Genomic DNA, 22752 nt, shown 5'->3' on the forward strand with positions numbered 1-22752 from the left:
GTTTGGGCAAACGCAATCGCGATGCACTAGGCCGCTTTGGCTTGCTGCGATGTGTTCGTCGCGGCGGCGGGCATGCTGACCGTCTCCACTCGCGAAGACGCGATGCGTTCGACAATTTTGAGGGCGGGAAGTTCTGGTTCTTTGGCTTTTAAGATCGCTGCTAGCATGACTTCGCTAGGATGAATTTTGGTACGAGGCGAGAATCTGCCAAAAAAGATTCGCCGCTCCGTGGACGGCGCGGCAACCGCTTCCCCTGTGATGCAAGCCGTCAAGAATGCATCTTTGTCTTGTAGGTAACCGTGCAGCAATACCTTGTCAGGATCGTGGAGGTCCTTCTGCAGTCGGTCAAGGGTCGAGAACGCGATCGAGGGAGTGCTGCAGTAGCCGCCTTGTTCGCGGAGCAAATCACCTAGGCGAACGTCAAAGATACCGCCCTGGAATTCGGGGCTGACCTGATGGACCAAGTCGAGACGATAGCAAGCACCGCCGTTGATGTGTTTGGAAATCCACTTCTTGACCGGACGATGGCGAAAGGGGCGATAGAAACGGAACTTTTTCCGGAATTCCACATCGGGGACTTCGCATCCCATCACCAGCACATCGCCGCTGCATTGCCATTGGTCGTCCAAGCGGTCGAGCCAATCGGAGCTGACCGGACACATGTCCGATTCCATCCACAACGCAAAACCGTCGTTCCCCTGGCTGTCTCTGGCCACTTCCCGCATGCTGTCCCAGAACATCGCCGTTGCGCCAAACGGATAGCCAAAAACTTGCGTGGGACAGTGTAGATGTCGCGCCGGAGCGACTCGCGACGCTAATTGCATCAACCGATCACTCGGCTCCGTCCGTGGGCTTGCGGATAGCAAAAATTCAAACTCACACTTCGGCGCTTCCATCGAAAGCATGTGATCTAAGATCCGCTCGTAGCGATCAATTTCTGCTTCCGAGAAGTAAGGCAAGATAATAGTGTGCATCGATTCTTGATTTGCAAGGGAAGGGATGGCTACATCGGCCTCGGACGAATGCGTTAATCGGAGGCGATGGCGGTATCATCTGTTAGGGGATATATCGTCTTGAGGATTTAGCGGCAATAACAATTATTCAATTCGCAACCAATTGATTGGTTTGAATTCGGATTTGCGAATCAAGAATCGACTCGTCACTGCCGCGTCCGAGGCGACCGTAGGGGAAGACAGCGACAAATCATCGACGCTGGAAATTTATTTTCCGGCCGACTGCCAGTCGCGAATGGCTTCAATCGGAAATGCTAGCATGATGATGTTCAGTGCTAGGCTGTCGCGGATCCAGAGGATCGAAGCGATTTCAAGCAAGGCGACCACGAGCACCGCCATCCAGATGCCGAATCGATGTCGCGAGACGATTGCGATCACCGTCCCTGTCACACACATTAGATAATCGGAAATCGAATTTAAAATGCTATCACCAAAGTAGTCCAGCGAGATGGTGGTCTCTCGGTAGCGCTGAATCATCCACGGCGTGTTCTCGGTGATCTCCCAAACCGCTTCGATCGCCGCAATCGTAATCAGAATCGATGACTGGCTGACCTTTTTGCCTGCTAGCAAATGAAAGATGACCCACAGCGCGAATCCATGTTCCAGATGGGAGAGCGAATAGGGGTCGATCAGGTGCTGGGAATTATGACTGGACCAAATTTCCCACGACCACGGTGACAGATCGCCAATTTGGCACCACCAAACGCGACCCAGCATCGCCAAGATGGCGGTCATCAAGCCCGCGATTCCCACGAGTCCGTAGGCGGTTTTGGCGGTCGAAGATGGCGATGAAATTAAGTTCACGGAATTCAGAGCTTAGGAGGCGATAATACGGTTGGCTAACCAGCCACGTTTCAGTCCGGGATCGGCAGCGATGCTTGGCAGCCCCGCGTTTTCAAAGACACCGCTGGCAGCTTGGATGCCACTGATCACGGCGCCTTCCATCGTCGCGGGCCACCCTGTGCGTGTCCAGTCACCCGCCAAACATAGCCAGGGCAACTCAGTCGGGGCAGGGCAGGGCGGCGGGCGAAGTCGCTCGACTGCGGGACGGATCGAAAACACCGAATTGGGATCGGTCACGACGCGGTGCCGCAGTAGCGTGGCCGTTTGGGTCGCTGGAAAAACGGCGGCAAGTTCCGACAACACTTGCGCGACCATTTCGTCTTTTGATGATTTGCTCAGCGGATGCGATCCGCTGATCACGACTTGGTAGTAATGCGCCAAGTTTGCTTCGGCGGATTGGGATTGGCCAAACGGTTGGCGAAACAGCCACTGCGTCAATGAATCGACTAATACCGCGTGAGGCCGGTTGGTGATCACTCGATCAAACCACAGATGAATTCCGCTAATCGGCGAGGCGGGAATCTGCTTAAACGATTTAAGATCGGGCATCGCTGCGGCGATCTTGGCATCGCGAAATAGGCTCGCGATCACGTGCCATGGCACGGCGATGATCACATGGTCCGCGTCGATGCAATGTCCGCCGCGTAATTGCACGCTCGGATGTTGCTGTCGCGCGGTTGTGATTTCTTGCACGATAGCGCCGCATCGCACTTCGACCCCCAGGTTTTTGATCGCAGCGACAAGGTCGCGTCCAATAAGTCGCCTAAGCGGACGATCCGGAACGAGCACGTCGGAAGCACCGCGAGCGGCTGCGAAACCGTCGACAAAAACTTTGCGCGCCGCTGCCATCGACGTGTATTGACTGTGTTCACCCAGAGCGCTGGTCAGGATCACATCCCAGAACGAGCGAATGCTCCGCTCGCTCTGTCCGTGGGATCGCAACCAGTCCAATGCGACAACATCGTCAAGTTGTCGCGAGGGGGTGCGAATCAGTTTCCATAGTCCTCGGCGAATCTCTCGTTTCTGCTTACGATCCAAATAGCTCAAATTCCCAATCACAGTGGCAAGATGCAGTGGAGGGGGAAGCCACGCTACAGGACTGAATTCACTGGGCGGAAAATCAGGGTGAAAGAACGTTAGGTTTCGATAGCGCCGCATCGCATCGGAAAGTCCGTTGCGGGCGAGAAGCCCCAGCAGGTTGGTGCAACAGCCCATGCCAACATGTTGGCAGTAATCAATGGATTCTGCGGTGACCGGGTCGGTGAACGAGCCCGCTCGGCCACCGGCGGTTCGTTTGGCTTCGAGCACCGTGACGCGGAATCGATCGGGATCCGTCCTCGCGATGCATTCGGCTGCTGCCAATCCCGCTAGCCCGCCTCCGACGACCACGACATGCCGAGGTTTCGGTTTCGAATGCTCTGACTTTGCCATCATGGCCGCGTGGTTTCTTTGCGATCCGCTTGTTGACGTGACTGAGCGACTTCCACGGGCGGGACGGGCAGTCGGCGGAAACTAGGGGGCCAGAAGTGTTGTGAGACGATCCCGATACGATCGCTCTGAGACAAGGTGATGCGGCACACGGCAATGCGCGTGGGATCTTCCTCGATTCGCGTCAGCAGTCGTCGATACGTTCGCCACATCATGCTAAACATCGGTCGCCCATCGGGATGAACGCTGTCCCAAACTCGCCAGCCCGAATCGAACAATCGTTTGGCCCGCTCGATTTCGTCTTGGATCAAGCATCGCAAACGATTGTCGCGGCGGAGCGTCAAGATGTCGTCTTCGCACAAACCATGCTGCTCGTAGTGTTGTCGCGGCAAATAGATTCGTCCACGTTTGGCATCTTCGACAACATCGCGTAGCACGTTGGTCAACTGGAATGCCAAGCCACAATCAACGGCAGCTTCAAGTGGCAACGGGTCTTCGAATTCCCAGATATGCAAACAGGCCAATCCGACTGCCGAAGCGACGAGGTAACAATAATGTTCGAGCTGTTCGTACGTGTCGAATCGGGTCTTTTGTTGATCGGCCAACACGCCATCAATGATCTCAAGCAGATAACGCGAGGGGATCTTGTATTGAGTCGAGGCGTGTCGCAGTGCCGGAAGGATCTCTTGAGCTTGTCGGTGTAGTCGAGCGGCCCATTTCGGTTCTTCCCCGATCGGTCCCTCGGGTAGCGCGATGGTCGACGATTCGTTCTCGTTGATCAAGTTGATCGCGATCGTTTGTCGCCACCACTCGAGCCATCGTCCTCGTATTGCCGCAGGTTCGTCGCAATCCCCAATGTCATCGGTGATCCGAGCAAAGGCGTACAGCGAACACATCGCTTGACGTTTGCTCCGCGGCAACAACCAAAAAGAACGATAGAAGTTGCTGCCGCTGCGTCGCGAAATGCGACGCGCGAAGCGGTAGCTAGCGGCAACGGAAATTTCCTCGTTCATGCCATGATGATACTCGGGTGCCAAGGGGGCGGGCGATGCCTGGCCGTCCAAACTTTGCCTGAATCGCCGAAGTTTCTTGCTGGCAACCTCGCCCGAGATTGAGGGATGGGATGCCGGAAATCTTCAGCAAAACAAGCTTAGGTAAATTTCCGTCGAAACTTGACCCGTTAAGGGCCAATCAGCGATCGCAGAATCAAGCCGACTTGGGTTGCCTTGCTTACTCGGGGGCGGACCCGGATCACGTCGAAATCGACTGCCCGGATCGCTTCGAGCGTCGCCCTACCGCCGCCGACAAAGAGTCTTAGATTCCGGCCCAGCCATTTTGGGACGTGGTCGCAAAGTGGTTCGCCGCAATCGAAATAGGTTTGCGTGCGGTCACACTGGGCCTGGATCGCTGCCTTCATTTGGGGATAAGTCGTCTGCCGTTGGATCATCTCGGAAAGCATTTCTTTGCTGACCCCCCACGCTAGAAGCTCGGATTGAGGCAGATAAACTCGGCCAATCGCGTGATCCCGGGCTACATCTTGCCAAAAATTGGCTAGCTGAAGCCCCGTACAAATTTGGTCCGACCGTTCCAAATCCGCTGTGTCGGCGTCGATGGCGGCCAATCGCAACACGATCCGGCCGACCGGATTGGCGCTGCGGCGACAATAATCGAGCAGTTCGCCCATCGTTTCATAGCGAGTTTTTTGTTGGTCTTGGCGAAATGCGTCCAGCAAGTCGTTAAATGGCTGTTTTTCGAGTTGGAATTGCTCGATCGTCTTGGCCAAGGCGGTGAAAATGCCTGCAGCGGGACGCCCAGCGAATGCGGCATCGAGCGACGTTTGGCATTGGTCCAGTGCTCGGAGGGCCGATGTCGGGTTGGCCGACTCATCGGCCAAATCGTCCGCTGTTCGGCAAAATGCGTACACGTTATAGAAGGGCTGCTTCAGCCGGCGAGGCAGCAGCACGCTGGCGACCAAGAAATTTTCGTAGTGCGAAAGGGCGATTCGTCGGCATTCTTGCTCGGCTTTTTTGACTGACATTGTGCCCGCGTCGCTTTTTGACACTCTTTCCCTTTCTGCGGTGTTTCCGCTTCCGCTACGGCCCGCCTCAATTTTATGACCTGACAAAACCGTGCCGGTTGATGATGATTGTAGAGGGGTTTCCAGATGTCGCCATGATGGGACAATTGTTAGTCGAGCGGATCCGTTTCCCCCAAACTCTCCTTTCCTTTACCTGACTCTTTTTCGCGTTTTCTGACGTCGTTGGCATTTCATGAAAATCATTTTGGCAGCACCGCGTGGCTTTTGTGCTGGCGTCAATATGGCGATCGATTCTCTCGATTTGACGCTGCAGAAGTTTGGTCCTCCCGTGTACGTCTATCACGAAATCGTTCACAACCAATACGTGGTCAAAACGTTTCGTGAAAAAGGGGCCGTGTTCGTCAATACGATCGAAGAGGTGCCCGAGGGAAGCGTGTTGCTGTTTTCAGCTCACGGGGTGTCGCCCCAGGTTCGCGAGGCGGCCCGGGCTCGAAATTTGAATGCGTTGGATGCCACTTGCCCGTTGGTCACCAAGGTGCATCTCGAGGCGATCAAGTATGCCAAGGCGGGGTACACGATCATCCTGATTGGGCATGACGGTCACGACGAGGTGATCGGAACGATGGGCGAAGCTCCCGAAGCGATCCTGTTGGTCGAGGACGAAGCGGACGTCGATAAGTTAGAGGTGAAAGACGAGTCCAAACTCGCCTATCTGACCCAAACCACGCTGAGTGTCGACGATGCCAACCGCGTGATTCGCCGCTTACGCGAGCGGTTTCCTCAGATCGAGAGCCCGCCGAAAGACGACATTTGTTATGCCACCCAGAATCGTCAGGAAGCGGTTCGGATCCTATCGGACGACGTCGATGCGGTCATCGTGTTAGGCAGCCAGAACAGCAGCAACAGCCAACGGCTGCGTGAGCTGGCGGCCGATGACGGAAAACCGGCCTACCTAGTTGATGGGCCTGCGGATCTATCGATCCAGGATTTCAGCGACGCATCGACTGTCTTGATTACGGCCGGAGCAAGTGCACCTGAATCGGTCGTGCAATCCACCATCGATTGGTTGGTCGAGCATTTTGACGCCACGGTCGAGGTCAAGCAGATTCGCGAAGAATCGGTCCAGTTCCCGCTTCCTAAACCGCTACGTGCCTTTGCCGCCGAAGCCCGTGCGAAGTAGTGCACTCGACATCCATTTGGTTTGAATCTCAAATGGCGTCCTCACCCGATCATTCTTCACCCTGCGAAAAAGGAGCATGCAGCCATGTCGACAAAAGAACAACGACGTCAGAAGAAACTCGCCAAGAAACGTTCCAAGGAAATCGCGAAGCGAAAAGAGATCGCGCGAGAAAAAAATTCACTTCAATCGCTGGCCGGTCAGATCAAGGCGGCTGCGAGTGGTCCCGTGGATCGTTGTTTGATTAGCTCCGGGCTGACAGATTCGTCGAACAAGTTTGGCTCGGTTTTTATTAGCCGGAAAATGCGTGACGGTCGCGTTGCGGTCGTGAAGTTCTTAGTCGATGGGCTGTGTCTGGGCGTCAAGGACATCGCTGCGCTTGTTTGCTTTCCGGCGGACCAAAGCCGGATTGTCGAACAAATGTCCGAGTCCGAGCTGATGCACGAAGTCTCACCAGCGAAGGCTCGCAGTCTCGTCGAAGGCGCGGTTGCGTATGCCCAACAGTTTGAAATTGAACCGCATGCTGACTATCGCAAGATCGAACCTATTTGGGGTGACGTTGATAAAAGCGAGTGCACCGAAGAGTTTGTGTTTGGTGACGAAGAAGGTAAGCCTCGCTACGTCAACGGACCCTACGATTCCGTGCGGTTCCAACAGCAGATTCGTGAGAAATTGCAAACGCATGCCGGTGAAGGCAACTACAACATCGTCACGATGATGGGGGGACCGAGTATGTCGCCCTACGAAGGTTTCGGTGAAGACGAAGATTGGAGCGACGACCCCGAGTTAGACGCCGATATCGACGAAGATGTCATCGATGGCAAGGTTGTCAGTGATCCCAATCCGTAAGCGGATGCTGGATTCAGGGTTAGTCTCGTCCACTACCTTCACGATCCATGCGGACAAGGGACGGCCGCTGCCGCTATTTGCTGTAGCTTGCGATTTCGATTTTCTTCAGTTCCGCTTCGGTGCTTGGATCGTGACCTTGGATCATGATCGTGCCCGCCTCGAGCCGTTTTCCCTTGCGTGGGTTCTCATGCGGTTCTCGGTCGTCTTGCCAATTGCTGACTTGCACTCCATTAACCCAGGCAGCCATTTTGGCATCATGAGCGACCAGCAGGACGGTCGCCCATTTGCCTGCTTCGCCGGCGATCACGCGGGCGTCTTGGCGGCGGAAAATGCCGCCGGTTCCGCAATCGGCGGGCGACAGCGGCAGTCCATCTTTCATCTCATTACTCAGTTGGCACTCGTAGCCCATCATTTCGAGGCCGGGAATGCAGCGAAAGAAAATTCCTGAGTTGATTTCAGGTTTGGGCAGTTTGTATTCGGCCAACAGCACAAAGTCGTCATAGCTCTGCTTGGTTTCAATTTGGCCTTTGCCTCCTTTAACCTGCATCACTCCTTCGTCATTGACCGTGTACTCCGTCTCCATCTCGGGATATTTTTTCCACTGCGATAGATCCTTGTCCAGCAGTGACTCGAGTCCCAGCGGGCGCAGCCGAATGTTGCGAAACGCGACGCGTCCGTGGTTGTGTTGCAGCGCGATGCGTCCGGCGGCCAGCGGAGCGGGGTCGGTGTATTCGCACGCCAATTTGCCATCGACGCTGATTTTTAGCTCATCGCCAATCAGTTCAATGTGCATCGTTCGCCACTCGCCAAACGTTTGTTCCGGCACGTCCTCGGATACTTCTTGTCGTTTCACGATCCCGGCGGTTGGGAAGGGATTGTCGTCCGGTGCGATGTTGACTTCGTAACAATCCGTAGCAGGATCATCGATCTCGAGCGGCGTGCGAAGGAAGACGCCGCTGTTGGTTTGTTCGTCAGCATTGAACTCAAGCGTCAATTCATAGTCTTGCCACGGAATCGATGTGCACAACAGCGACGGTTGCCCCTGGTCCACCGTGATGGTGCCGTCTTTGATTTGCCAGTTCGCATTGCCTGCGATTTCCCATCCAAATAGCGTGTGTCCGTCGAACAAGCGAATCCAGCCTTCTGAGGCCTCGGATTCATCAAGTCGAGCGGCAAGAAGCTGTTCGGCGCTGGCTTCGTACGGCTGTGGCTCAAAGCTGGATGGCGAATCGGGCGTGCCGGCGTCCGCAGTGTTAGGCTCAACGGATTTTGATTCCGTGGATTCGCTCTCGGGTGACTTCTTGGAACTGCAACCCGTGACGACCACGGTCATCAGCAGTAGCGAGAAAACGGAAATGCCAAATCGCAAATTGGTAAGCAGGTTAGACATAGCCATAACGCTCAAAATAAGAAGCCCAACGCGATCGGATCAATTCGTCCGCTTCGGGGGCCAGTTGGTGTTGGTTGGTTTTGTAATCTTTGTGTTCGGTTTCGACCCATGCCTGAATCGTCGGCTCGACCGCATCAAAGTCGCTTAGTCGCAATGTTTGGTAAATGTTTCGCAGCGTGGCGACCGGATCGGCGGTGAGGTCTTCGTAGCGGATGTCGATCAACCGCTCAGGTGAGACCGATTCTCGTTGTTGGTGAAATGCCTCGTACATCTTTTCCAAGCACTCGACCACATACGGTTCGATGGTTTCGTTGTTTGGCTTTTGCAGTGCTTGGACTTCGTCAAGTCCTTTCCACAATCGGCAGGTTGACGGAAACAGCGAACGGGGATCTCGCGAGATGTGGATAAACTTGGCTTCGGGGAATTCACGAGCCAAGTAGGCGATTCGTCCGGTATGGGTTGGGCTCTTGATCACGAGCGGGCGGCCAGTCGCAACACTGACGTTCAACAGGAAACGGCGCAGCGATTGTAGCCAATCGGTGATCGCCGTTTCCTCGACCCCTTCGAAACTGAGGTAATCGATATCGACCGGGCCTTCGTTGGGAAATGCAATCCGCCGGTAAGGCGACGGCAACCCCATCGTCAGCAAAGCAAACTCGTCTTCTTGAGGACGGTCCCAACCGGCGGCCATGTTGTCCATCGGTCGCTTGCCCGGCAGCAGCCAATTGGCAAAGCGCCGGAAAAACCACTCGGTCACCAAAAAATGAGCCGGGGCAAAGCACTGGAACGTCGAAGGACTGCTCAAACGTTCATCACGCACCATCAGTTCGTGCAGCAAGGTTGTCCCGCTCCGCCAATGACCGATGATAAAAACCGGAGTGCCGTGAAGTTCGGCTTCACGCAATCGCCGCCGAAAAATGAGTTTTTGCAGCCCCCCCATGATGGTGTTAAAGGGGGTTGCGATGGTCACACCAATGACAATACCCACCCGGCTTGGTGAGATGCGAAATCGACCTTCGCGAAGCAGTCGAAACCACGCCAATGGCTTCATTCCGTGCCAAAATCGCGGTGTATAGAACGGATATTGATGGAACGGAGTCTCGGACAACGAAATGGCTGTGAATAAATGAGGGGAGAGACGGAACCAAATCACCTCTAACACTGTAATTGTTTGCAGTTGGGCCGTGCAGTCGTCGTGGGGCGTCCCGGCGATGCTTTGTGAGATTTTCCCGACCACCCGATTTTAGCTTGGCTTTAGGGGAGGCTTTGGAGTTGGCTCAAAATCACCAAGATCGCTTATCGACAATTGGGGGGCTCCCTCACGCTTTGGGTTGTTTCGGCTACAATCGCACCTCGTTTCACTGGACCTCGCATCCCAAACGGTTTCATCAAGTTGTCTGAAATTCCTCCATCACGCGAATCAGAGTCGAACGACTCTGCTGCCCGAGAACTCTCGATCGTCGATCTGCAGCAGCACATCCACCAGATGTATTACGAAAAGGATGTCGCACGCGGCGTCGAAGGCACTTTTATGTGGTTGATGGAAGAGGTCGGAGAATTGTCGTCCGCATTGCGAGGGAACGATCGCGAGAACCTCGCCGAAGAGTTTGCCGACGTGATTGCGTGGCTAGCGACGATCGCCAACGTTGCTCAGATCGACCTGAATGCGGCGTTGGTTGCCAAGTACGGTCACGGTTGTCCCGGTTGCCACCGGTTGGTTTGTGAATGCCCCGATTCAGAAAAGCCGTGATTTTAATCAAGTTAAGTTCCGATTTTATGAACCAATCGAACGTGATTCGGCCTTGCCGGCTGTTGTTTCTGTTGGGGTGCCTGTGCGGGTCCCTCGCTGCTCCGCAGTTCGGCGTTGCCGAGCAAACAGCATCGCTCGCTGACGATCCGGGATCCTCGGCAGCATCAAGCGAAGTGATTGTTGGCATCAATGGCCTCTTTCGCGTCGGATGCTGGACCGGAATTCGGATCGAAGATGCGCAGTCCGCTCCTGTCCGTGTCGAGACCGAAGATGGTGACGGGGTATCGGTCAGCTACGTCCGCGAACCGGCTGACACCAACGCCAACGGTTCGAATTGGACCTATGCGATTTGCGGCAGCGAAGCGGCTCCGTTGATCGTCGAGCAAGCCGATGGCAGCAAAATCGTTACGCGGTTTCCGCCTATCGGAGCTCCGTCGCGTGAATCGTCCCAGGTTCCTCTGGGCATGCCTTGGATCGTCAGTTTCGGTGATCCACTGGGCGTTGATGAAATTGGTGAAAACCAAATTCTAAAGCGAGATGCCTCGGTGGCGGTGTCACAACCCACTGCGGCGGATCAGCTTCCCGATGCGGTGATGGGCTATGAAGGTGTCGATCTGATCATGGTCGGCGCTGGCGGTACCGAGTTGCTCGCTGGGCTGAGTTCCGCACAGCAACAAGCCATTGTTGATTGGGTGCAATCGGGAGGCCGGATCGTTTTGATGCTTGGGGGATCGTTGCCGCAATTGGAATCGGCGGCGCCGTGGTTGCTTGATTTGTTGCCTGCGCCCCCCGGCTGGCAATGGTCCGTCGTGGAACTGGATCCGTCGGCGATTGAAACCTTCACATCGACTCAGAACCCTTTGTCGTCGTTCACGGGCGCAAAGCTTCCCAAGGGCGTGGGAGAGGTCATCATCACCGGCCGGACGACACGCCGAGTCAGCACACCGATTGCCGCGGAGTACATTGTCGGGCTAGGCAAGATGACGGTGATTGCCGCGGATCTGCACGCGGAACCCTTTGTCGATTGGCCGCAGCGATTGGATTTGGTGCTCAGTTTGACCGGATCGCTTTTGCAATCCACTGACACGCCGTTTGCCACGACGAATCGCTCGACCGCCTATGACGACTTGGCGGGCCAAATGCGGTCCACCTTGGACCAATTCAAAAGCCAACGCCGATTTGGTTTTTCGCTGGTCTCGTTGATCGTGCTTGGTTTGATTGCACTGATTGGGCCGCTGGACTACTTCCTGGTGAATCGCTTGTTGGGCAAGCCGCTGTTGGGTTGGCTGACGTTTCCCGTCATGGCGATTGCAATTTCCGTGTTGCTTGTGATGCAGGCCCGTGCAGTGCCTGACGCTGCGGCGAACGTTTCTGCTGACGCCAAAAAGGCCGCCGGCGCCGATGGGCAAGTGAAGCTTGCCGCTTCCGCGGCAGCGACGCTGCACGCCAATCGCTTCGAAATTCTGGATATCGATTCGGCCAGTGGACGCGGGGAAATGTTCACTTGGAATACGATTTATTCGCACGATGCTCGCCAACTTGATGTCGCCGTTAGCGAAGCTTCGGCGTTCCAGGGGATGGCCAAACGCATCGATTCGAATCTGACGTTTCCGTTTGGTTTTCCCGGACGTTCTTTCGGAGCGATCCAGGTGAGTGGCGAGAGTGCTCGTTTGCCTGGTTACGAGGTCTTGTTTCGGCCGGAGACTAACGCGCTGACCAGCCAACTTGTCGACGTACCCTTTGCCCCGCGTAGCAGCAAGTCGATTGCCAGCCAGATGCGTTTTGTCGCCGACGTTACCGAGGATCTATCGATGCGGCGGCGTAGCGGTAGCGAGTTACTCGAAGGATCGTTGCGGAATCCGTTTCCTGTCGATGTGCTCAACGGCATGCTGATTTATCGTAACTGGTTGTATTTGTTGCCGACACGATTCCCAGCCGGCAGCGAGATCGAGTCAGTCGATTCGCTGCGACAAAAGAATTTTCGTTGGCAGCTCTCCCGGCAAAAGGCACTCGAAAGCTCGACTGAAACCGAGTCATGGGATCCATCGTCCACGACGGATCTAGAACGTCTTGCCGAGATGATGATGTTTCACGACGTGGTCGGGGCTGAGCGATACACGGGGTTGCGTCACGAGGTGCTCTCGTTCTTGGATCTCAGTGATGTGTTGACTCGTGAGCGTTGCATGTTGATCGGAAAACTTGCACGTCCGGTCAGCCGAATCCGCAATCAGGGCGACCCAGACGAACAAATTCATGTTGACGAAACTCTTTCGCTGATTCGGTTGGTGATGCCAATCAGCGCAAAACGACGATAGTTCAAAAAGCGGGCGTCCCAACGAGGACGTTCGTCCATCTGTGATGGCAACCATTTATATTGAAAGCGAAGACCACGCGTGATCAAGACAGTTGACTTAACCAAAAAGTATGGCGACGCGTTCGCGATCAAAGGGATCGATTTGGATCTCCAGGCCGGTGATTTGTTCGGGTTTATCGGTCCCAATGGTGCAGGCAAGACGACGACGATGCGGATCATCGCCACGCTCTTGGAACCGACCTGGGGCGAGGCCTATGTGTGTGGCCACAGCGTGCATACCCAGCCCAAGGAGATTCGCCGGCTGGTCGGCTATATGCCCGACTTTTTCGGTGTCTATGACGATATGACCGTGGTCGAGTACCTCGAGTTTTTTGCCGCTGCCTACCGCATCAATGGCAAGCAGCGAACTGACCGCGTGAACGAAATGCTCGATGTCGTCGATCTTGAATTTAAACGCGATGCCTACGCCAACACGCTTTCACGCGGCCAAACCCAGCGTCTCGGTTTGGCACGGACGCTGCTACACGACCCACAAGTCTTGCTGCTTGACGAGCCGCTTTCGGGACTCGATCCACGAGCCCGTATCGAGATGCGGAATCTGCTTCGCAAGCTCGGCGAGATGGGCAAAACCGTGATCGTCAGCAGCCACATTCTGCCCGAATTGGCCGATGTTTGTAACAAGGTCGGGATCATCGATCGGGGTGAACTGAAACAGAACGCCAAGGTCACCGAAGTCATCAAGATGGTTCGCCAGCACACTGTGTTGGTGATTCAAACGGCGCAGCGCGAGCAGATGGATGAAGTCGCAAAGCTGTTGCAAGGACACGAGAAGGTGCAGGGCACTGAGCCCGGCGACGATGCAATTCGCATCGTGCTAAAAGCGGGGGTCGAAGACTACAGCGATCTACCAAAACTGCTAATCGAAAATGGCATCGCGCTAAAACGGTTCAGCGAAGAAGAACTCGATCTTGAGTCCGCGTTCATGGCGCTGACCAAAGGCACCAGCCGCCGGATGTAGAGACGGATAACGTTTACGACTCGATTGGCGAGAAAGAGCCAAGCACTCTTCCGGTATCAGTGCGTGTATCTACTTGCGTCGCCAAGCGTTCGCTTTTTCAGTTACAGCGGATCTGTGTTCGGAAGTTGGTTCGATCGTCAGTTTTGCTACTTCTGCGGAGCGGCTTTGGCTAACCGCATCACGAGATGCTCGAGCAAGAAGCGATCGCGTCCATCGGCGCTGTGGGTTCCTTTGAGCCGGAGGTCGGCGTCCAGCAGCCAAGGTAGCAGTTGTTTGCCCCGAGCACGACCGAGGCCTCGTAGTTGAGCCTTGGATTGTTGGATGTCCGAAGGTCGATGGATTCCCGCTGCCGCCAATGCATCTTCGAGCTGCACCGAGCGGCCTTCGCGTTCACGATGTTCGACCACGGCGGTTGCCATTCCCAATCGCCGCAGCGACCAAGCGATTTGCGGCAGCAGCGCGATCGGTCGCTGACCTCCGCTCATCAGTTTATCGAGTTGCAGCAGCGCTTCGGCGGCGTTGCCCGTCGCGATCGCTTCGGTGATTTGCCACACGGTCTTGCCTTGCCATCCTGCGACCACTTCGCGTACCAGCGGTTCGTCGATCGTTTCGCCAGGCGGTTTGTATAGAGCGAGCTTGGCGATCTCGGTTTCGATCATCCCGATTTCTTCGCCCAGCATTTCGATCAGGGCGTCAGCCGCTTCGCCCGACAGCGTTGCACCGTGCCGCTTGGCGACATAGTTGCACAGAAACTTGCGGCGGTTCGCTGCAGTGATCCCCAGCTTTTTGTCGGTGCTAGCGCTACAGCCGACGGCCAAATGGTCGCCCGCAATCGCTTTGTATAACTTGGTGTTCGACGCCAGCGTCGTCATTTCCATGATGAAGCGGTTGGATTCGCCTGGGTTGCCGGCGTACTTTTCCAGCTCAGGACGATGATTCGACACAAATTTGTCAGCGTCGCGGATCACGATGGTTCGTTTGCCATCGAAATCAAACAAGGATGCGGTTGCTAAATCGTCACGAAGATCCGACCAGCGAACTGATTCACCATCAAACGAGGTGACATCGCCATCGGAAGACAAAGCCGAAATGGCCCACGTTCGCAGCGTGGTGTCGGGACCGAAGACGGCCGCCACGGACGGCAAGTCCGCCGGTGGCTTCATTAACATTTCAAAGGCGTTCAGAATCGCCATCAGAGACTTTTTAGCGAGTGTTTCGAGTGGAGACTATGCTTCTTCGTCCACTAATTGTACGCCGATTGGCTGCGAGCGGCAGTGTGCTCGTTGTCCGATGGCATTGGAAATCCGCTGATCGGCAGAAAACCACGGATCCGCGCACGGGGGGCCAACCCCTGCGTGTCAATCGGGCGATCCAGCACGTAGCTGCCCATGTTGCCCGCGTTGTCGGTCGCATCGATGCGTAGATACAGTTGGCGTGGCAATTGCGGGTCGGCCGGCCACACGTAGTCGCCATCATTGCGAAGTCCCGCAGCGATGGTGGTCCAAGGGCCTTCCACATCGTCGCTGAACGACAACGTGATCGGACGCGTCATCAGATTGGCGTCGTCACACTCGTAGCGAATGACCAATGATCCCGTCCGGTCGCCTTCGCCATATTGAGCCCCGCTGATTCGCACAGTCGGTTTGCTCTGATCGACGACGACGACAATGTCGGGACTCTCGCCGGCTTGCGGTCGAGGGCTGGTCAATCCGTTCGAGCTGACGACGACGATGCGGAAACCAAAGACGCCTTCTTCCTTCGTTTCAATATCGAACGGACTGGCGTTGTCGGGGTCTTGGCCCCAGAACTTCCAACTCTTTCCGCCGTCGGTGCTGCCATACAGTTCAACCGATTCGACGCCGACGATCCCGACCGCCTCGAGTTCATATTCCAAACTGAATCGATTCGAGTCGCTGAATCGCGTTGGAACACGCCCACCAAACGTGGCCGAGTCGATGCGAGATTGCAAGGCGCGTTGAGCGCTGTACCGATCGTCTGCAGCGGTTGGGGGAACAGCCAGTTTGGTTTGTGCTTGATCGCGGTTGCTGCCTACTGCAACCGAGCGTTTTTCAGATTGTTTTTCGGGCGGCGCGGGGCGTATCGGACGCTCACGCTTGGTGATTTCGCTGTTGTCGATCCGACGCATCGCTTCGGCCGGGGTTTTCGGACGATCCGCCGTGGTCGAGTCGGCAGTCGTCGATGGTGGTGGCACGGCTCCGGTTGCAGGCGCAAACAGTGCCGGACCACTACCGGTTTTTTTCTTCGATGAGGGCGTTTCATCGGTACCAAATGGCAGCGTGACTTGCTCGGGCGTTGCAGGCTGAGGCAACTCGATCGCCCCAGGACGCTGTGCGTAGCGTGGCAATGGGAATGCGTTTCCAACTTGGCCCGCGACTTGCCCGCGAACTGGGTTGCGTGGCACTGCGGTGGTTTGTGGCATCACGAATCCGCTAGCCGCTGGTGGCGTCGGTTGCGTTTGCAGACTTGGTGGAGTTTGTGGTCTCGGTGGGGCCTGCAGACTGGGTGTCACTTGCAAACTGGGCGGAGTGCTGACTCGGTGCGGGGCAACGGGAATCGTCGGCACCGCTGGAGCGGTCAGCACCGGCACGTTCGCAGGCGGAATGATTCGCCGCTGATTCGGCGTGCTCGGCGGAGCTCCGGTCAGCGGTGTCTGGGCAAACGCGTGTTGCGTTTCGCTGGCAGGCGTGTGTCCACGGAATTGGTTCAGCGGAGAATCACTGCGTGTCGTGCCGTAGTTCGCGGCGATCCTGGGAGCCTCGGTTTCGGGCTTTTTGCGATCCAGTTTGATGATCGGGTTCGATCCGCTTGTCGGATCGCTTTCGGCCGGGCGGATATACAAGTCGGTGGTCGAAGCGGTGCGGTGTTGAACCGAGATGGCTTTCAGTTGTGGTTTGGCAAACGGAGCGACGTTGGGAACGTTGCTGTCGCGACGATCGCTAGACGCAAAGCGATTGGTCGGCAGTGCAGCCAACCGAGGACGCTGCAGCCGCTTCATCGCCACGGTCTGGTTGCCGGCCGAGTCGATGGCGGTGACGTGAATCGATAGTTGACGCCAATCCTCTTTGGGAAGAAACGTAAACGAGCGATCGTCCCCCGCGGGTTCAGCGGGAATCAAACGCCACTGCGTTTCAACATCGCTGGCGTAATACAGACGAGTGCCCGAAATCGCGGTGGCGTCTTCGATATCCATGCTGCAGCGAACCGTGCCATCGGCATCGCCGTCAGCATGCAGCGTCATTTCGGGGCCAGTCGTGTCGACGACGACTTTCAATTGCGGATGAATCGGGCCTGCGGGGTGCGCACTGCCGCTGGAATCGAGTGTTTGGGTGGCGAACAGATAGACGCCATCTTTGTCGCTCGAAAACGCGAACTCACGGATCGTTGGCGGTTTCGAATCGAAGTGTTCCCATTCCGATTTGCCGCCGCGATTGACGTACAAACGCACTTCTACCGGACGCGAACCGGTGGGATCGACGTTAAAGGGGATTTTGAACGAGCGAGAATTGAGGACGGCAACCGGTTCGGCAGCCGTGCTGACGGCCGAAGCCGCATAACTTGGCGGCGGTCCTTTAGCAGAAACGGCCTCTGTTGATATGATGGCGTCAGTGCTGCTCGTTTTCAGAGCCGGTGAGTCTGCCGGAACTTGCGGCGCGGCGATAGCAAATCCAGAGCCGCTTAACGCGAATACCGCGGCGGCGACGGCTTTCTTGGCGGTATGCATCTTGTCGATCTGCCCTCAAACACGGAAAACGGTGTCCTTACCTATCTTCCGGTTCGACTCGCTCCCCTTTCCTTCTTGATCTATTCACCCTGCGACCTGATTCCATGACAAAGTCTTCTTACTTTTATGACGTTATTGTCATTGGTGCCGGTCATGCGGGCACCGAAGCTGCTGCCGCAGCGGCACGTGTGGGAGCAAAAACCGCGTTGTTGACGACAAATTTGGACACCGTTGGCCAAATGTCCTGTAATCCCGCCATCGGGGGTGTTGCCAAGGGGCAGATTGTCCGCGAAGTCGATGCGTTGGGCGGATTGATGGGCCTGGCGATCGATGCGACCGGTATCCAATTTCGCTTGCTCAACTGCCGAAAAGGCCCGGCGATGCACAGTCCGCGGGCTCAAGCGGATAAAAAAGCCTACCAAAATCACATCAAATGCCAGATCGAGCAGCAGGCTAATCTGCATCTGCGGCAAGAAACCGTCGTGGACCTGATCACCGAAACGGTCGACGGGAAAACCCGAGTCGCGGGAATCAGCGTCGTGGGCGATGCCGAGTACCGGGCGCCCACCGTGATCCTGACCACGGGCACGTTCCTGAAAGCGATCATGCATACCGGCGACGCCAAAACATCTGGGGGCAGGGCAGGGGAGGGGACCACCACCGGGATCAGCGGAGCGCTAAATCGTTTGGGTTTCGAGGTCCAACGGTTCAAGACCGGAACGCCGCCCCGGCTGAATTCGCGGTCAATCGATTACTCGAAACTCGAATTGCAACCGGGTGACGACAATCCACAACCCTTTTCGTACCTGACCGGATCGCTGGATCATTGTGACCAATTGCCGTGCCACATTGCCTATACCAACGACGCAGTGCATGAATTGATTCGAGCCAATTTGGATCGGGCACCGATGTACAGCGGTCAAATCAATTCACGCGGTCCACGCTATTGTCCATCGATCGAAGACAAGGTGGTCCGCTTTGCCGACAAAGATTCGCATCAACTGTTTCTCGAGCCCGAAGGGCGTCAAACCGAAGAGGTCTACGTCAACGGGATCTCGACCAGTCTGCCGCGTGACGTCCAAGACCAAATGTTCCGCATGATCAAAGGGCTCGAGAATGCTCAAATCATGCGGTACGGGTACGCCGTAGAGTACGACTTCTGTCCGCCCACGCAGTTGTGGCCCCATTTGGAGAGTAAGGCCGTCGAAGGATTGTTCTTGGCGGGGCAAATCAATGGCACCACCGGTTACGAAGAAGCGGCCGGACAAGGATTGATCGCCGGGCTGAATGCCGCTCGCAAAGTTGCCTCAAAGACGCCTTGGGTGCCCACGCGTGACCAAGCCTATATCGGGGTCTTGGTCGACGATCTGGTGACCGCCGGAACCGACGAGCCCTATCGTATGTTCACCAGCCGAGCAGAGTATCGATTGCTGCTACGGCAAGACAATGCCGACCGCCGGTTGACCGCGGTAGCCGACGAACTTGGTTTGATTGATGCAGCACGTCGCGATCGTTTCGCCAACAAGTTGTCACAAATCGATCGAGGGATGGAGCTATTGAAGAGTTCACGCGTCGACAATACACCGGGTGATGTCTATCTGCGTCGTCCCGAAGTCGATTGGAATGTAATGAGTAGCCACGTCGAAGGACTGCGTGAAATCAACGAAGATGCCGCCACGCAATGTTTGTACGACATTAAATACGAAGGCTACATCACGCGGCAAAAGATGGAGGTGGAAAAGCACCTTCGTCTAGCAAGCAAGCAGATTCCTCAGGCATTCAGTTACGACGCGATCGGGCCGCTGCGTCAGGAAGCGCGAGAGAAACTCAATCGAGTTCGGCCGCAGAATCTCGACCAAGCCAAACGGATCAGTGGCGTCACCCCAGCCGACCTTGCCTTAGTGCTCGCCCACCTGGAACGAAAACGCTAGCACTCACTACTGCGATGCTGAGATTTGTTTCAGCAGCTGGTCACGCATCGTGATCACTTTTTGATTGGCCTCGTTCCTCGCGTCCGGTGGAATCACGATCCCCCGCAACGTGGTCGTGGCCGCTTGCCGATTCTTTTGAACGGTCCATTGAATTTGGCCGATTCGCAATCGGGCCTGATGCGATTGAACTCCACCGTGAATCGCCATGATCGTCAGTGGGCGAATTGCTTCGATATACATTTTTTTGCTGGCTAGCAACTTGGCGTAGGCTGCCAACAGCGTGTCCGATAGACCGTTGCTGAGTTTCAGTTGTTCAAGTTTCAGAAAGTGTTGTTGTGCTATTATTGCACTTGATGAATCAACCGCCTGCCTCAGCAAATGCACCAGCCGATTGAACTCTGGATGGTCCTGTGGCTTGGGTGGCTCCGTTGCAACCACAGGTGCATTTGACTTCGTACGCAGTCTCGCGAGCAGCGGATTGACACTGGGTTTCGGAGCAGGTTGGGGGGCCTTCGGTTCGGCTTTCGCAGTGGCGGGGCTCGATGCGACCGCGGTGTTCATGGCGACGGGAGTCGGGCGTTTGCCCAGGGCCGCAGCGATCGGGTCCGCGTGCTCGGACTTTTGGCGTGACTTTGCAATCCGCTGCTTATCGCTGCAAAACAGGTTGTACTCTTGCAACCACGCGTTTCGAGAAACGACGTCCCAGCCCTCACAGTCCACCCAATCTTGCCGCAGCATCAATAGGCCTATCGGCAATCCTACCGCCACGCCGATCAAGTGCAACATTTCTGACGACATCGAAAATCCTCCGATCGCCAGAAACACAAGCTGCATCATGAGGAACGCAGATGCGAGGCTGATGATTCGTACTTCGAACGTTCCCATGCGAAAGCCCACCAGCCAGAAGCAGTCCATTTCATTTTCGGGCGCCCACAACATCGCGATTACCAGCAACGAGAATATGACGCCCGTGGCTCCGAGCGCACCCCCTTCGTTACCCAGGATAAACATCGGAAGCTGAACGATGATTCCACCCACCAAGGCCATCAACAGGTACAACGCCAGAAACGGAAGGTTCCCGATCTTGCCTTCGACCACCAATCCGAACGCCCACAGAAACAGCATGTTGCCCAGCAGGTGCATCAGATCGGCGTGCATAAACGCGCAGCTAATCCACTGCAACGGGTTGATCGTGTCGAATTGAAGGATCAGCCACTCGATCGACTCGACCTCGATATTTCCCAATGCGACCTGAAGCGTGGTGAGGCAAAAAATCACAATATTGGTCGCGACTAATCCGCCAGTCACGATCGGCAGGTGGTAGACCGGAGCGTCGGTCGTGTAGGGGGCGATCAGGATCATTGGCTGATGATTGCACGCGGGGAATTGGACGCAGCGGCTCCACAGGAGTACAGGCTAATTGGAGCATCCGGAAAAGTCGTGTTCCACTATTTCTCTGCTTTACACGGCTCACAAAATCCAAAAAACGCGGGCCGGATTCCTTAAGTTCCGATCAATACGGGACTTATGGAATTCAAATCGATCTTGACCCACTGTGTCAACTCGATAGAATTCGTTGGTGAGGCAAGCTTGGTAAAGCAGGGGGACTCGGAGTTTCTTGCTGCTTGCGTTTTTCGCACACTTTAGCTCGGTAACGTGCTAGTGCGGGGAACAGGAAGGTTGCTAAACAAAGACTCGTGGTGAACGGTTGGGTGACTTGTGTATCGGATGCACAACGAACCATTAACTTACATTTGCTAGCAAGTGACATCATGATGGTCTGTCTTTGGACCAGACACGCTGTATTGGGCTGCATGTTGCAATAGCGGCGGGGTCGTGTTCAAAGCTCCAGGATTCACAATGTAACGGCTCGTCATGCAGGGAGGATGGTTTCTGCCATGACCATTAAGACGGTCTTCACGACAGGCGAAGCGGCCAAGATTTGTAAGGTCAGCCAGCAAACGATTATCCGTTGTTTCGACAACGGTTCGTTAAAGGGGTTTCGTGTCCCCGGAAGTAAATTCCGACGCATTCCACGTGAACAACTTTTCATGTTCATGAAGGAAAACGGAATTCCCACCGACGCACTTGAAAGCGGCAAGAAGAAGCTGCTGATTGTTGACGACGATCAAGATTTGGTCGAATTGATCAGCGAAGGTTTCTCGCGTGACGGACGCTTTGACATCCGCACCGCAAACAACGGCTTTGACGCTGGAATGGGAGTGAAAGAGTTTCGCCCCGATCTGGTGATCTTGGACGTGATGTTGCCCGATATCAACGGCAAAGAAGTTTGCCAACGGGTTCGTAGCGATCCCGCCATGGACATGGTTAAGATCCTGTGTATCTCGGGGATGGTCGAGCACAACAAGGTCGACGCCTTGAAAGCCGCCGGTGCCAACGATTTTATGCAAAAGCCGTTCGCGATCGATGATTTGATTAATCGTTCGTGCGACCTGCTCGAAATGGAACGCGGCGTGATCAATTAAACTGGTCACGCAAAAACGGAATTCGGCTTCGCTCCAGCATCGCAGGATAGGCTCTCAGCCTGTCAAATTAGCATAGGCTTCCAGCCTGTGATCGCCGCCGCGAAGCCCAACCCGATTTTCGATGTCGTTACTAAACGATTCGGAAACCCACACGCGATTTCCCGTGGCCCTGAAATTTTTACGTTGACAAAGCATCACCTCTCGGTGACTGAACCAGGCGACTTGCCTGTGCAGGTGGTGCAAACAGATACAAGTGCGACACGGATGGTCTTCTTAGCGTGATGTCCCCAACCCACTTGTTGCCCAGCCTGCGTTTCGAATCCAGTCGATGGTGGCTGCCACGCTCGCTGGTGGCCACCGAATGTTTGACGGCGTTGCTGTTGCGCAGCCATGAATCCGGACCGCTAGCCTTTGGCGAGCACGCCGATCAGGGCAAGCACCTCGAGCAAGATATTTCAGGCGACGTCGCACTCACGCCGGATTCGGTCACGCTGCAGCGAACGATCGAAGCGTTGCGGACCGATCCGCCGCTGTTGGTCTTTGCCGCCGCGTCGTTTCCCGGTGATTCGACATCGTTGTCAGGCCTAGCGGCTTGGCTTGCCGAAAATGCGATCACGCGGTTTGCCGATGGTGATGCATTTTTAGGTGCGCCCGTGGTCACGTCGGCGATCCGTTCACGCTGGAGTGAACTGAATGCTTATTTCAGAACATTGCCAGTCGAACAATGGCTTGCCAATGCGACGCTTTGGCTCGAGGCGACCGGACCAAGCGTG

Annotated in this window: 17 protein-coding genes and 1 pseudogene; 8 read left to right on the plus strand and 10 right to left on the minus strand. The window is 55.6% G+C overall.

Annotation, left to right across the window (positions count from 1 at the left end; genetic code table 11):
* Positions 1 to 26 precede the first annotated feature (26 nt).
* The 5 genes from RMSM_RS20520 to hpnC form a co-directional block, all read right to left on the minus strand.
* Entirely contained in the window at positions 27 to 974 is a 948-nt protein-coding gene (locus RMSM_RS20520; protein WP_008700570.1) for a hypothetical protein, read from the minus strand.
* Between the two features lie 246 nt (positions 975 to 1220).
* Positions 1221 to 1817: a DUF2585 family protein gene (locus RMSM_RS20525; protein ID WP_008700572.1), complete on the minus strand. Its 597-nt coding sequence runs from the start codon at positions 1815 to 1817 to the stop codon at positions 1221 to 1223.
* Positions 1818 to 1829: 12 nt separating this feature from the next.
* Positions 1830 to 3290 carry a hydroxysqualene dehydroxylase HpnE gene (hpnE, locus tag RMSM_RS20530; protein WP_008700575.1) on the minus strand — a complete coding sequence of 487 codons (1461 nt, stop codon included), beginning with the start codon at positions 3288 to 3290 and terminating at the stop codon, positions 1830 to 1832.
* A complete protein-coding gene (locus RMSM_RS20535; protein WP_040768570.1) occupies positions 3287 to 4297 on the minus strand; it encodes a phytoene/squalene synthase family protein in 1011 nt (336 codons plus the stop codon). The genes hpnE and RMSM_RS20535 overlap by 4 nt, the downstream gene beginning before the upstream one ends.
* A gap of 167 nt (positions 4298 to 4464) precedes the next feature.
* Positions 4465 to 5322: a squalene synthase HpnC gene (gene hpnC, locus RMSM_RS20540; protein ID WP_144057813.1), complete on the minus strand. Its 858-nt coding sequence runs from the start codon at positions 5320 to 5322 to the stop codon at positions 4465 to 4467.
* A gap of 232 nt (positions 5323 to 5554) precedes the next feature.
* Here hpnC and ispH point away from each other — a divergent pair, with 232 nt between their 5' ends.
* The gene (ispH, locus tag RMSM_RS20545) at positions 5555 to 6502 is read left to right on the plus strand and encodes a 4-hydroxy-3-methylbut-2-enyl diphosphate reductase (RefSeq protein ID WP_008700581.1); all 948 of its coding nucleotides are present in this window, start codon (positions 5555 to 5557) and stop codon (positions 6500 to 6502) included.
* 84 nt (positions 6503 to 6586) lie between these two features.
* The gene (locus RMSM_RS20550) at positions 6587 to 7348 is read left to right on the plus strand and encodes a hypothetical protein (RefSeq protein WP_008700583.1); all 762 of its coding nucleotides are present in this window, start codon (positions 6587 to 6589) and stop codon (positions 7346 to 7348) included.
* A gap of 73 nt (positions 7349 to 7421) precedes the next feature.
* Here the strand turns inward: RMSM_RS20550 and RMSM_RS20555 are convergent, their stop codons facing one another.
* The gene (locus RMSM_RS20555) at positions 7422 to 8738 is read right to left on the minus strand and encodes a 3-keto-disaccharide hydrolase (protein ID WP_008700585.1); all 1317 of its coding nucleotides are present in this window, start codon (positions 8736 to 8738) and stop codon (positions 7422 to 7424) included.
* A complete protein-coding gene (locus RMSM_RS20560) occupies positions 8731 to 9846 on the minus strand; it encodes a sulfotransferase family protein (protein WP_236622233.1) in 1116 nt (371 codons plus the stop codon). The genes RMSM_RS20555 and RMSM_RS20560 overlap by 8 nt, the downstream gene beginning before the upstream one ends.
* 285 nt (positions 9847 to 10131) lie before the next feature.
* Here RMSM_RS20560 and RMSM_RS20565 point away from each other — a divergent pair, with 285 nt between their 5' ends.
* The 3 genes from RMSM_RS20565 (at position 10132) to RMSM_RS20575 (ending at position 13820) form a co-directional block, all read left to right on the plus strand.
* Positions 10132 to 10488, plus strand: coding sequence for a MazG nucleotide pyrophosphohydrolase domain-containing protein (locus RMSM_RS20565; protein WP_008700591.1), 357 nt, complete (start codon positions 10132 to 10134; stop codon positions 10486 to 10488).
* 26 nt (positions 10489 to 10514) lie between these two features.
* A complete protein-coding gene (locus RMSM_RS20570; protein WP_008700593.1) occupies positions 10515 to 12803 on the plus strand; it encodes a PrgI family protein in 2289 nt (762 codons plus the stop codon).
* A gap of 78 nt (positions 12804 to 12881) precedes the next feature.
* On the plus strand, positions 12882 to 13820 hold the full coding sequence (locus RMSM_RS20575) for an ABC transporter ATP-binding protein (RefSeq protein ID WP_008700595.1): 939 nt from the start codon (positions 12882 to 12884) through the stop codon (positions 13818 to 13820).
* A gap of 146 nt (positions 13821 to 13966) precedes the next feature.
* Here RMSM_RS20575 and holA read toward each other — a convergent pair whose 3' ends face one another.
* Positions 13967 to 15013, minus strand: a complete 1047-nt coding sequence (holA, locus tag RMSM_RS20580) for a DNA polymerase III subunit delta (RefSeq protein ID WP_008700598.1) — start codon at positions 15011 to 15013, stop codon at positions 13967 to 13969.
* A 50-nt stretch (positions 15014 to 15063) separates the two neighbouring features.
* Positions 15064 to 17562 carry a hypothetical protein gene (locus RMSM_RS42080; protein ID WP_008700600.1) on the minus strand — a complete coding sequence of 833 codons (2499 nt, stop codon included), beginning with the start codon at positions 17560 to 17562 and terminating at the stop codon, positions 15064 to 15066.
* A 104-nt stretch (positions 17563 to 17666) separates the two neighbouring features.
* Between RMSM_RS42080 and mnmG the strand changes: the two genes are divergently transcribed.
* Positions 17667 to 19493 carry a tRNA uridine-5-carboxymethylaminomethyl(34) synthesis enzyme MnmG gene (mnmG, locus tag RMSM_RS20590; RefSeq protein WP_008700602.1) on the plus strand — a complete coding sequence of 609 codons (1827 nt, stop codon included), beginning with the start codon at positions 17667 to 17669 and terminating at the stop codon, positions 19491 to 19493.
* A 6-nt stretch (positions 19494 to 19499) separates the two neighbouring features.
* On the opposite strand, the gene RMSM_RS20595 is transcribed toward mnmG, so the two are convergent.
* Entirely contained in the window at positions 19500 to 20855 is a 1356-nt protein-coding gene (locus tag RMSM_RS20595; protein ID WP_008700603.1) for a rhomboid family intramembrane serine protease, read from the minus strand.
* Positions 20856 to 21391: 536 nt separating this feature from the next.
* Here RMSM_RS20595 and RMSM_RS20600 point away from each other — a divergent pair.
* Together RMSM_RS20600 and RMSM_RS20610 are read left to right on the plus strand one after the other, a co-directional pair.
* Entirely contained in the window at positions 21392 to 21979 is a 588-nt protein-coding gene (locus RMSM_RS20600; RefSeq protein ID WP_008700604.1) for a response regulator, read from the plus strand.
* A gap of 278 nt (positions 21980 to 22257) precedes the next feature.
* A pseudogene (locus RMSM_RS20610) lies at positions 22258 to 22752 on the plus strand (hypothetical protein); the annotation flags it as partial.

It is taken from the genome of Rhodopirellula maiorica SM1, assembly GCF_000346295.1.
Classification (GTDB): Bacteria; Planctomycetota; Planctomycetia; order Pirellulales; family Pirellulaceae; genus Novipirellula; species Novipirellula maiorica.